The sequence below is a fragment of the Microcoleus sp. K5-D4 genome, assembly GCF_036704575.1.
In the GTDB taxonomy this organism is placed as follows: domain Bacteria; phylum Cyanobacteriota; class Cyanobacteriia; order Cyanobacteriales; family Microcoleaceae; genus Microcoleus.
The window spans coordinates 18,858-30,734 of the sequence record NZ_JAUBSD010000091.1 but is presented as its reverse complement, the minus strand read 5'-3'; the positions used below and the strand labels follow the sequence as shown (position 1 = coordinate 30,734).

At 48.0% G+C, this 11,877-nt stretch carries 9 protein-coding genes; 7 read left to right on the top strand and 2 right to left on the bottom strand.

Annotation, left to right across the window (positions count from 1 at the left end):
* Positions 1 to 142 precede the first annotated feature (142 nt).
* Positions 143 to 1,996, bottom strand: a complete 1,854-nt coding sequence (locus QUA77_RS23410; protein ID WP_333452816.1) for an ABC transporter ATP-binding protein — start codon at positions 1,994 to 1,996, stop codon at positions 143 to 145.
* Positions 1,997 to 2,854: 858 nt separating this feature from the next.
* Here QUA77_RS23410 and QUA77_RS23405 point away from each other — a divergent pair.
* The 3 genes from QUA77_RS23405 (at position 2,855) to sbcD (ending at position 4,768) form a co-directional block, all read left to right on the top strand.
* The gene (locus QUA77_RS23405; protein WP_333042946.1) at positions 2,855 to 3,010 is read left to right on the top strand and encodes a hypothetical protein; all 156 of its coding nucleotides are present in this window, start codon (positions 2,855 to 2,857) and stop codon (positions 3,008 to 3,010) included.
* Positions 3,011 to 3,121: 111 nt separating this feature from the next.
* Complete coding sequence (locus QUA77_RS29415) at positions 3,122 to 3,253, top strand: IS1/IS1595 family N-terminal zinc-binding domain-containing protein (RefSeq protein WP_445242257.1); 132 nt, start codon at positions 3,122 to 3,124, stop codon at positions 3,251 to 3,253.
* A gap of 273 nt (positions 3,254 to 3,526) precedes the next feature.
* On the top strand, positions 3,527 to 4,768 hold the full coding sequence (gene sbcD / locus QUA77_RS23400) for an exonuclease subunit SbcD (protein WP_333452812.1): 1,242 nt from the start codon (positions 3,527 to 3,529) through the stop codon (positions 4,766 to 4,768).
* A gap of 83 nt (positions 4,769 to 4,851) precedes the next feature.
* On the opposite strand, the gene fmt is transcribed toward sbcD, so the two are convergent.
* A complete protein-coding gene (fmt, locus tag QUA77_RS23395; protein WP_333452810.1) occupies positions 4,852 to 5,850 on the bottom strand; it encodes a methionyl-tRNA formyltransferase in 999 nt (332 codons plus the stop codon).
* Between the two features lie 420 nt (positions 5,851 to 6,270).
* Between fmt and QUA77_RS23390 the strand changes: the two genes are divergently transcribed.
* The 4 genes from QUA77_RS23390 to QUA77_RS23375 all read left to right on the top strand — a co-directional run bounded on the left by QUA77_RS23390 (position 6,271) and on the right by QUA77_RS23375 (position 11,705).
* The gene (locus QUA77_RS23390; protein WP_333452808.1) at positions 6,271 to 6,786 is read left to right on the top strand and encodes a hypothetical protein; all 516 of its coding nucleotides are present in this window, start codon (positions 6,271 to 6,273) and stop codon (positions 6,784 to 6,786) included.
* Between the two features lie 15 nt (positions 6,787 to 6,801).
* On the top strand, positions 6,802 to 7,020 hold the full coding sequence (locus QUA77_RS23385) for a hypothetical protein (protein ID WP_333452814.1): 219 nt from the start codon (positions 6,802 to 6,804) through the stop codon (positions 7,018 to 7,020).
* Between the two features lie 266 nt (positions 7,021 to 7,286).
* Positions 7,287 to 8,627 carry an ABC transporter substrate-binding protein gene (locus tag QUA77_RS23380; RefSeq protein ID WP_333452807.1) on the top strand — a complete coding sequence of 447 codons (1,341 nt, stop codon included), beginning with the start codon at positions 7,287 to 7,289 and terminating at the stop codon, positions 8,625 to 8,627.
* A gap of 564 nt (positions 8,628 to 9,191) precedes the next feature.
* Positions 9,192 to 11,705: an MASE1 domain-containing protein gene (locus QUA77_RS23375; RefSeq protein WP_333041237.1), complete on the top strand. Its 2,514-nt coding sequence runs from the start codon at positions 9,192 to 9,194 to the stop codon at positions 11,703 to 11,705.
* The last annotated feature ends 172 nt before the right edge of the window (positions 11,706 to 11,877 follow it).

Here is an 11,877-nt window from a genome sequence, read left to right as displayed (position 1 = left end):
TACTTAAACGGCTTAATTGGTAAATCACGAAAAGCTGCTTAAGTATTTTTACTCATCACAAAAGTGACACGCTCCCGGCAGACGGCAGACAGGCAACAGATTGAAGCAAAAGGATAAGAAATAAGTTCGCCATGTCCTACTCCTACTCGATGCAGGGTTTATCAGTAAGCCCTATTGACCTGACTGGGTTGTAGCCCAACATTCGGTAATAGAACCCCTGCTGGGTAAGGAGTTCGGCGTGAGTGCCAGACTCCTTAATCTCGCCCTCTTGCATCACAAAAATCAGATCGCAGTCTACAGCAGTTTCGAGTCGGTGCGTGACCAAGATAATGGTTCTTTTGCGACGTAGACGTTGCAGAGTCTCTAGTACCCACTGCTCGTGCTTCAAATCCAGCGCATTTGTGGGTTCGTCGAGGATCAGTATGGGAGCCTTAGTGACGATCGCCCGCGCAATAGCTAGCCGCTGTCGCTGTCCGCCCGATAGGTTCTGACCGCCCTCAGCGATTAAAGTATCATACTGCTCCGGCAAGGTTTCGATGAACTCGGCGGCCCCAGATTCAACTGCCGCCTCCCGAATATCGGAGAGCAGAGCGTCCGGGCGGCCGTAGGCGATATTCTCTGCGATCGTTCCGGGGAAAAGTGGGCTGCCTTGCGAGACGAGCGCCATGTGTTTGCGGACATCGGCAATTTTAAGGGTGCGGAGGTCAAAGCCGTCGAGGAGGACGCTGCCCGATGTCGGGTCGTAGAAGCGCGGCAAAAGATTGAGCAGCGTACTCTTTCCCGTCCCGCTAGGGCCCAAAAACGCCACCATCTGACCCGGCTCGATACTAGCACTGATGTTCCGCAAGACGGGTTGCCCAGAGTTGTACTCGAAGCTCACGTCGGCAAGTGCTAGTGTGCGGGGATAAACGGGAAGCGATCGCGCATCAGGCTCATCTTTTATGGCAGGCGGCTCGTCAATAACACTAAAGACGCGATCGCATGAAGCTACAAATGTCTGGATCTTAGTAGTGAACCCCAACACCCAACCTATCGGGTCCCAGAACTGCCCCAGGTACGCCATGAATACGAGCAAATCGCCGATGCTCACGCCGTTCGGCACCGGACGCAAGAACTGGTCGCGATAAACTAAGTATCCGCCGTAGCCTAAGATTACCCCGCTTCCCAAGGCGAAGACTACCTGAACCGCTAGCGGATAGAGGTTCTCTTGCCAATTGAGTCGCATGGATGCCTTGACACTGCGTTCGACCGCCTGCCCGAAGCGCCGCGACTCGGTTGCTTCTCGACCGAAGGATTGGATTAGCCCGATCGACTCTATAGCTTGCTGCATGGTTGAGGTCATCACCGCATCGGTCTGCTTCGACTCCAGGGCTCGACTTCTAATCCTTCCCTCGAAGTACCAATTCGCCAGTATTAGAAGCGGAGTGAACGAAAGCGCAAACACGGTGAGAAGGACGTGGCGCGACAGCATGATCCAGATCATCGCCGTCAGCGTCACCGATGCGGCGGTGGAACCGATGAGCGTATCGATCACCCCCCAGGGGCCGAGGCTGTCGTAGCTCAACCGATAGATTGCGTCACCCTGCGATCGGGAGCCGTGCCAGCCGAGACTCAGCGCCTGCATTTTGTCGTAGAGTTCGGTACGAACGCGCAAGGTTCCGTTGTACTGGATGCGGTAGTTCAACATCCTACGGAGCATAAAAACGGTCTCGCTCAGGATTCTAATAATCATCGCGACGAATGCCATTCCGAAAATTCGGTTCAGTGTGCTTTCACCGAACGGGGCAAGAAACAGCGTATGAATCCAGTTGGACTTTGGAGTTGGTGACAAAACCGTATCGACTAGAATCGCTATCGGCCAGGCGTTGAGAAGGTTGAAAAGCACCGATGCTCCGATCAAAAGCAAGAGCGTGACGATCAGCCATAAGTCTTTGCGGAAGTAGGAAATAGAGCGCAGGACGATCCGCACCAACCAATGTTGGTTAATTAACGGCATCACCATTTTTGGTGAATTCTTCTGGCTCTTTAAACGTGCTTTGAATGGAAAATTCATGGATGTGCTGAATGCCTCTAAGTAAGACAATGCACCAATTAGCAAGTTTCACCCCAGTCAGAGAAGCTAGAAATTAACTTTGGGTTTTAACCCCTGTTGTCAAACAGGGCAGATGGAATGTGAGATTATTGACTGGTGCAAGATGTAAGTATAGTTTCGTTGTTTAAGCGTAGCTAGATAGAAAGCGAAAGCGCGCATACTTCCTGGTGTGATGCGTCAGCGTTGCTTTGCCGAAAACGGTCGCAAAGTTGAGATTTTCTCAACTGTTCTAGCGGAACTTCCCCCCTGTGGTCGATCGCATCCAAGCAAAAACCCCATCAGTCAGGCAATAGGGCTAACGCCCTCGCCCAATAGATAACTACAATATTAGGAAACCTTCAGTAAATCCAAAGCTCTCTGTTGCAAAGGAGCCGGCATCGTCAGCTTGTCGAAACTAACTGAAACCAGACGCAATTTAGGCTATACTCGATTTTGAGCGATTGTCGATAAATTTGTTATTAACGTCCGAAAAATGTAAAGTGGAAAACTCTCAGAAGTACATTTTGTTGAAGCTTTCCGTTTTGCGGGAGTGGATGACTTAACTGGAACAAGCACTGACCCTGAATCAGAAGCATTCAACCACTCCTCATCCTCGAACAACGACGGACGGTAATCGTTGACACATATGCTCTTCTAAGTAATAAGCTAACACACATAAAAACAGGTGTGCAAGTACCACCATTCGTTGTATCGTTCGCAACAACACCCACAGCATCACTAATAGGGGAAACACTACCCACACAACCAACACAGGAAACTGCATTGCCAACTGCAACACCACCGGGGCCGGAAGCATTAGCATCAGAACCAGTTTCCATTCAATCAAAGGAGCCTAGCCTGATGAGCAAGCTGCAAGCAGTGGATAAAGAAGCGACAATTAGGTTTACGGTGGATATGTCCGTCGGGAGAATACCGTAAACTGTCGATATTGGCAGCCAGGAGGGGGCGCAAGAAAGTTGACTAGAGTGCGGGTGGTTAGTGCCAAAGATGTAATGATAGGAAAGTAGAGTTTCTTGTTGGTGTTTTCTAATCCTGCCTGCTTGCCCAACCTGTACGTCATGCCAAACGGTCAAAAATGGTCGCATCCACAACGGTAAACAACGGTTTAAATGCCATGAATGTGGGCGACAGTTGGCCGGGAGCATCCGCAGAAAAAAGTAATTGATTCAGCTTGCGCGTGAACTGATTGATATATTGTTGCTAGAACGGATTTCCCTAGCTGGAATTGCTCGTGCCACGCAGGTATCTGAGCAGTGGTTGCTTTCGCTACGTCAATCAGAAATATGCCCTGGTGTCTGGCAAAGTTCAGGTGGCACAAAAAAAAAGGGGAGACCTTATCCTTTTCTAAGTCCTGGGAAAATCACATTAGTGCCATTTGGTATTTCATTCATCACTACAACACATCATTACTTGTTTACCACTACCTAAAAAACAATGATTAAAATCTTACACCTTTCAGACATTCACATGGGCAGCGGCTTTTCCCACGGGCGAATTAATCCAGAAACTGGTTTAAATACGCGGCTGGAAGACTTCGCGGCGACGCTGAGCAAATGTATGGACAGAGCAATTTCTGAACCCGTAGATTTAGTCATATTCGGCGGCGATGCTTTCCCGGATTCGACGCCTCCACCGTTTGTTAAAGAGGCTTTTGCTTGCCAATTCAGCCGTTTGGTAGACGCGCAAATTCCAACGGTTTTGCTAGTAGGAAATCACGACCAACATTCTCAGGGACAAGGCGGCGCGAGTTTGGGGATATATCGGACTTTGGGGATACCTAAGTTTATTGTAGGCGATCGCCTGGACACTCACCTCATTCAAACCCGCAGCGGACCCGTACAGGTGGTAACATTACCTTGGTTGACTCGATCGACCTTAATGACACGTGCCGAGACTGAAAACCTTTCTATGGGCGATGTTAACCAATTATTAACCGAAAAACTGACGATCGCAATGGAAGGCGAAATCCGCCGCCTCAATCCCGACATACCAACCGTACTTTTAGCGCACTTAATGGCAGATAAAGCCAGTCTGGGCGCCGAACGTTTTTTAGCAGTTGGTAAAGGTTTTAACATTCCTGTTTCCATGCTAACTCGCCCTTGTTTTGATTATGTTGCTCTCGGTCACGTACACAAACATCAAAATCTCAATGCTTCCAACAATCCGCCCGTCATTTATCCGGGAAGTATCGAACGAGTTGATTTTAGCGAAGAGAAAGAAGATAAAGGTTTTGTGTTAGTTAATTTGGAACGGGGAAAAGCTGAGTGGGAATTTTGCACTTTGCCAGTGCGGGTGTTTCAGACTATTAAAGTAAATGTTTCCGAATCTGAAAACCCGCAAGCCGAGTTAGTTAAAGCTATTGGCAAGAAGGAAATTAAAGACGCAGTAGTTAGATTAATTTACCAATTGCGATCGGAACAATTAGATTTAATCGACAACGGAGAATTGCACACACTTCTGGGCGAAGCGCACAGCTACACAATCCAGCCGGAATTAGTCAGTCAGTTAGCAAGGCCGCGGTTGCCAGAATTGAATGCTAATAATAGTATAGAACCCTTAGAAGCTTTGAAAACTTATCTCGCAAGTCGCGACGATTTGAAAGATGTTGCGGAGAGTATGTTAGAGGCGGCACAGGGTTTATTGGGCGGCGCGGAGGAAGTTTTGGTTGAATTTTAGTCAAGAATCGCCCATCTAATTACAAAATGATTTTGCTGCCCAATATTGTAGGGTGGGCATCCTGCCCGCCCTAAATATACTATTTAACTCCCAAAAATCTCACCCACCGCCAACCGAGTTCCATTCGCAAAATCCACCCCAGACTGCACCTTTTTCCCCGCCAACTGCACCTCCCGCAACAATAATAAACCATCACCCGTTTGCACGATCGCCCCCAACCCCTTCACAACCTTAACAACTTCCCCATTCGCGCCCGACAACTGATCCAAAACAGGCCATTCGCGTTCCAAAACTCTCAAATCCGCTGGCATTTGCAGCCAATATTCCGGCCCGACGGGCACAGTAGCTATCACCTTCAGAGAATTGCCGCGAAAAGTCGTCGTGCAATCCGGGAAAAAGCCCCTAATTTGATTGTGAAGGGCGATCGCACTTTTCGACCAATCCAGCACATAATCCGCACTCTTAATCATCGGCGCATAAGTCGCCTCAGCATCATTTTGAACAACAACTTCAATTTGGTCGTCCCTCAATTTCACCAAAGTTTCTATCAACAAATCTGCCCCAACTTCCGCCAACCTATCCGCCAAAGAATCAGCATTATCCAACAGTGAAATGCCAGCAAAAGCCTTCAATAGCATCGCCCCAGTATCCATCCCAGCATCCATCAGCATAGTAGTAATTCCTGTTGTCTTTTCCCCGTCAAAAAGACAGCGTTGAATCGGTGCTGCACCGCGATACTTCGGCAAAATTGAACCGTGAACGTTAACGCAAGCCAAACTAGGAATATCCAGAATTTCTTGAGAAAGAATTTGGCCATAAGCCACCACCACAAACACATCCGCCTCCGCTTCCCGCAATTTGGCAATTGTTTCCGCATCCTTCTTAATTCGGCGCGGCTGCCAAACCGGGAGACTATGATTTAAAGCCACATCTTTTACAGGTGAAGGCATTAATTGATTCCCTCTTCCCCGGCGTTTGTCCGGCTGAGTCACCACACCCACCACCTCAAATTCTGGGTGACTCAGCAAACTGGATAAAGTAGGAACAGCAAAATCGGGAGTGCCAAAAAAGACAATTTTCATAGATTGTTCGTTATTAGTAAGTAGTCGTCAGTCATTACTCATTAGTCATCAAGTAGGTAATGGCAAAAAACCCTAGTATATTATAGAGACTATTCCGCGCGTAGCAGCTATGATACAAGCTAGTTTATGAGTGTTTTCACCATCCGACTCATGTAAGGTTTATTTGTCAGCTCAAATAATGGTAGTTTGCTCCTAGATTATACACTTCGACAAGAGTTCCGAGTAGTGCGATCAGCTAAAAAAATCTCGATTGATACTCAGGTGCAGCCCGACTCGAACGCTCAAAAGCAATGGGTTTAATAGACGCAACAACATTTGCATCCATTCTTCCCAAGTTAACTATAACTGTTCTACACTAAGAATTATCATCTAATCTACCTTGGTCATTGCTAATCTCAATCCTATCATATCTCCTCGAACATGGAAAAACAGTCAAATCTCCTGCTTAAACTCAGCCGCAGCTTATTTGCCGACACCGCCGAACAAGAAAAGTTTATTCATGCCATCACCAATCCCCACGCCTTTAATCCTGCTATCTTGTGCGTGCAACCAAAACCACCAAAAAACCCATTTGATCTCGAAAGTCCCGTTTTTTGGCAACCGCACTTTGTAGATAGACTAGCCTTAGAATACCAACCGGGAAAACATTCCTTACATCAAGCCGGACATTACTACTGTCTCGACTTTTTCTCAATCTTCGCCGCCTCCACATTGTTAACAATATCCCAGTCAATAAAACTAATTTTAGATATGTGCGCGCCCCCCGGAGGAAAAAGTATATTTGCCTGGAAAACCTTAAAGCTAGAATTTCTGTTGTGCAACGAAGCCATAGCCAAACGCATGGGAAGGCTGAACTCTAATTTAAGACGCTGCCAAATTAACTCATCCGCCGCCACCAATGCCGATTCAAAAATACTTGCCGAAAAGATGCCATAAACGGCTAATTTAGTAATAGTAGATGCTCCTTGTACTGGTCAATCACTCTTAGCAAAAGGAGACAAAGCACCCGGCTACTTTCATCATGTCACCATCAATAGCAATGCCAACCGCCAAAAAAGAATTTTCGCCAATTCTGCTAAAATTGTAGCGCCCCAAGGTTATCTTGTATACATGACCTGCACTTATTCAACCGCAGAAAATGAACAAGTCAGCGAATGGCTGTCAACCTAATTCCCCGAATTTGGGCCAGTCACTGTTCCTCTTTTAGAAAAATATCGATCGCACCTGACCGAAATTCCTTGCTATCGGATGTTGCCGCAAGATAGACTAGGAGCAGGAGCTTTCACAGTTTTGTTTCAAAACACCTCGGATGGAGAGAGAAATCAGCTACCAGCAGATTTTCTAGATTTAGCTCGTTTTACCAACATCTAACTATCCGCGTCCATCCCCGTTCATCTGCGGTTAAAAAAATCTTCTTCCCTGAATCTAACTAAAAAATGATATTATCCAAATTATCCGAAGCAATTAAAAGACCACTCAAACTAGCGATCGGCATTTTAATTACCTTAAATCTGCTAATATTAAGCGGCTGTCAAAACAGCACAACCCCAGCCTCAAAAAACGGCGAACCGATCGAACTCACACTGTGGCACGGCATCAATCCTCCACCAAATCGCGACGTATTTCAAACCCTCACAAACCAATTCAATAAAACGCATCCCAACATCCAGATCAAACCAGTTTACATCGGTCAGCCCGACCAACAACTGCCAAAAATACTAACAGCAATAGTTGGAAACGCACCGCCGGATTTGCTGTGGAATGCTGCCACAATTTCAGGAAAACTAGCAGAACTAAACGCAATTGAACCCTTAGAAAAGTGGCTAGACAAATCGCCCCGGAAAGCCGAAATCTACCCGGCACTCTTCGAGTCAATGGAACTCGGCGGACACACTTGGTCAGTTCCCCTAGCGACAAACAACGTCGCCATCTTTTACCGTCCCAGCTTATTTGCAGCAGCAGGAATCAAAGAAGTGCCGAAGAATTGGGCGCAATTAAAGCAAACAGCCCGATCGCTCACGCAAGACACCAACGGAGACGGCCGCACAGACCAACACGGCATAGTGCTCCCCCTAGGCAAGGGAGAATGGACAGTATTTACCTGGCTGCCATTCATGTTCAGCGCAGGCGGCGAACTCAAAGGCGACATACCTCAAAGTCCTGTACCCCAAATAGATAATCCCGGTTCTCACGCCGCCTTAGAATTGTGGAGCGACTTGTTAAAAGAAGGTTCAGCAATATTGTCAGCACCCGAACGCGGTTACGAACTCGACAACTTCATCGCCGGCAAAGTCGCCATGCAAATCACCGGGCCGTGGACGCTAGCACAGTTGCAGCAAAGCGCGATCGACTACGGAGCAATGCCTTTACCGATCCTCAAACGCCCTGCCGCCGTCGTAGGGGGTGAAAACCTATTTTTAATGAAAACTTCGCCAGAACGAGAGCGAGCAGCCCTAGTATTCTTAGAATACGTTATAGGTGAAGAATTCCAAACAGCATGGGCATTAGGAACAGGTTATTTACCCATTAACTTAAAATCGAGACAGAGCCAAGCTTATCAAAGCTTTGTGGAAAAAAACCCTGTTTTGCGAGTATTTTTAGAACAAATGAACTCAGCCAGAGCGCGACCCATTATATCAGGTTACTCCCGCCTATCAGAAAACCTCGGTCGCGCCATAGAGGCAACCCTTCTGGGCCACAACCCCCAAGACGCTCTTAAAGAATCTCAAGAGCGTTTGACACTAACCTTAGATATTGCAACAGCCAAAGAGAAATAGACAATAAAAAATATTTTTTGTTGTCTGTAAATTATCCGCTTTCACTGTATTCGAGCGAAAGACTGAAAGCCTCGATTGATGGGTTAAAAATCTAGTGAAAATCACTACCGCCTGCACTTCTAATCAGAAACCGTGTTGCTTGCGCCAAACAGACGTAAAAACAGAGATTTTACGTCGCTCTTATTTGTATTTTAGGTATGGTAGGTATTATCGATCGTGATGCAAGATGTTAGGGTGAATAGAGTTACGATCGCCAGACACAAAAAGACACCCGCTGTCGCTCGGTAAGAAATTTTTAACAAAAACCAAAAATTTACAAACCAATTGCTTAGCCATTAGAGATATATTTACAAAAAAGCGATACTCCCGAAATTCATGGGCAGATTTGATGGAACAAAAAAACCGCTCCCTCAACGGCACCACAAAAAGTTAGCTCAAAAGCTTCTCCCACTACCTACCACCCATGACCTACCATCACCTAATAGAAACATTTTCTCTACCCCGTGCCTGTCCCGTGCCACCTACTGAGATCCCAACAACCGTCCACCTTTTCCCCAAACGACCATGCAGACAAAGTTCCTTAATGCAATCAAAGGACATTCCTGGCGGTACTTCCTCGCAGTAGGCGCGATCGCCCTGGTCTACTATTGGGCGTCCCAATTCGCCATTTCCACCCTCACCCTCAGTTCAGAAATTTACCCGATGTGGCCAGCCGCAGGAATTGCCCAAGTCGCCCTGCTGCTGTTTGGGCGACAACTGTGGCCGGGAATCGCGATCGGAGGCTTCCTGTTCAGCATGAGCGTACCGTCGGCGAATATCGGCACGGCATTGATCTCGGCAGGCGCCAGGACCCTGCAAGCGTGGACGGGAACTTATCTACTCCAGGGCATTAACTTTAGCGCCAGGCTCGATCGGCTCAAAGACGTTTTAGGAATAGTCGGACTAGCAGCCTTGGGATCTACCCTGATCAACTCCACCATCGGCAGCATCGTCGTATGCCTGACCGGTTTATCTAGCTGGAGCAATTTTGGCACGATTTGGGGGACTTGGTGGGTGGGAGACGCTATGGGAATTGTGCTCGTTGCCCCGCTGCTACTGACGTGGCAACAATTGCCCAAAGTCCCCACCCATCGTAAACAGATAGCTGAACGAGCGATTTGGCTGCTGCTGCTACTAGCACTCGGCTGGCTCGTCTTCTGCTCCCGCACCCGCGCCGCCTACGCCCGCTATCCCCTCGAATACTTACCATTTCCGCTCGTAGTTTGGGCTGCCTTTCGATTCGGTCAGCGCTACACGGCCCTCTCCAACCTCATCCTCTGCGGCTTCGCCATCTGGGGTATCGCCCGAGGCAGCGGCCCCTTCCTCAAACACGCCAGCAGTATCCCCCAAGCACTGTTATCCCTGCAAGCCTTCATCGCCGTCATCGCCGTCACCGGCTTAGTCTTAGCTGCCACCGTCGCCGAACGTCACCAAGCAGAAGCCTCCCTGCGCGCCAGCGAAGCCAGCCTCGCTAACGCCCAACGCATCGCCCAGCTAGGCAACTGGGACTTAGACCGCAACGCCCAGCAATTGCGGTGGTCAGAGGAAATTTACCGCATTCTGGGAGAGCAACCGGGAACTTTTGAACCCAGCCTGGAAGCCTTCTTGGAATACGTACACCCTGAAGACAGAGAATTAGTCAAAACCTCGATCGAAGCCGCTTTATTTCAGCAACAGCCTTACAGCATCGACTACAGGCTCATACTCCCCGACGGCAGCAACCGCACAGTCTACGAACAAGCCGCCGTCACCTCCCTCTACATCACCAGCACCGTCCAAGACATCACAGACAGAAAGCAAGCCGAAGCCGCCCTGCGTTCTTCAGAAGAAAGATTTTCCAAGGCCTTTCACGCCTCCCCAGTCGGCATCAGCATCTGCACCCTCACAGACGGATGCTTCCTTGATGCCAACGAAAGCTTTTTGCGCTCATTAGGCTGGCTGCGGCACGAATTTATCGGCCGCACTCCCAGCGACTTAGGAATGTTTGTCAATTCAGAAGACGGTGGGAGGCTCGCCCAGATTTTACAATCACAAAATTCGATCAGCAACCAAGAAATCAAAATTCGCACCAAAGCCGGCGAAGTGCGCGACTGGCTGATGTCAGTAGAACTCATCCACCTCGGCAGCACTCAGTGCGTTTTAATCATGACCACCGACATCACCGAACGCTTGCGTTCCGAAGAATTCCGCCGGGCCGCATTAGCCGCCGAAGCTGCAAATAGATCCAAAAGCATTTTTCTCGCCAACATGAGTCACGAACTCAGAACCCCCCTCAACGCCATCATCGGCTACAGCGAGCTCCTGCAAGAAGACGCCCGAGACCTTGGTGCCGAAGAGTTCATCGACGACCTCCAGAGAATTAACAAGGCTGGCCAGCACCTACTCACACTGATTAGAGATATTCTCGACTTGACCAAAATTGAAGCAGGCCACATCGACTTCCACCTTGAAACCTTCACCATTTCAACTCTGGTTGAGGAAGTAGTTGCCACGATCGCCCCAATGGCACAAAAAAATAGCAATATCCTAGAAATACAATGCCCCGAGGATATTGGATCGATGCACACCGACAAAACTAAACTCCGGCAGTCTGTGCTCAACCTCCTCAGCAATGCCGCGAAATTTACTTGCTCCGGCGCAATTACCTTCGCCATTACCCGATCCGTCGAAACCCCCGCCGACGCTGCAAACAAAGGCAAAAAACTGGGAGCGTATAGAGGAGGTGGCCAAGCTGAAAATAGCTTGTCTCTGTTATCTTCCGCTCAAGATTGGATCATTTTTACGGTCAAAGATACCGGTATTGGCATGAGTCCCGAACAGTTAGCCAGAATCTTTGAGCCTTTCACCCAAGCAGATTCCTCAACTACTAAGAAGTACGGTGGCACTGGTTTGGGGCTGACGATTACTAAGAAATTCTGCGAAATGATGGGAGGAGACATTACTGCATTAAGCGAGTTGGATAAAGGTTCTACTTTTACCATTCGGCTGCCAGCTATTTTCACAGACCTTTCGATCTCAACCGAAAAGTCTGACGACTAATATTTTTTTGACAGTTATTTTTTTCGATGCCTGCAACTTTTGTTTACCTCTGCAATTGGCTGATTATTTCGCTAGCAGATCTGCAGAATTTGCACATAATTCCTCACATTATAAACTTAGTTTTTTAGAAGTTTTTTTAAAATCTAGTAATTTTATGTTATTCGTAATAATT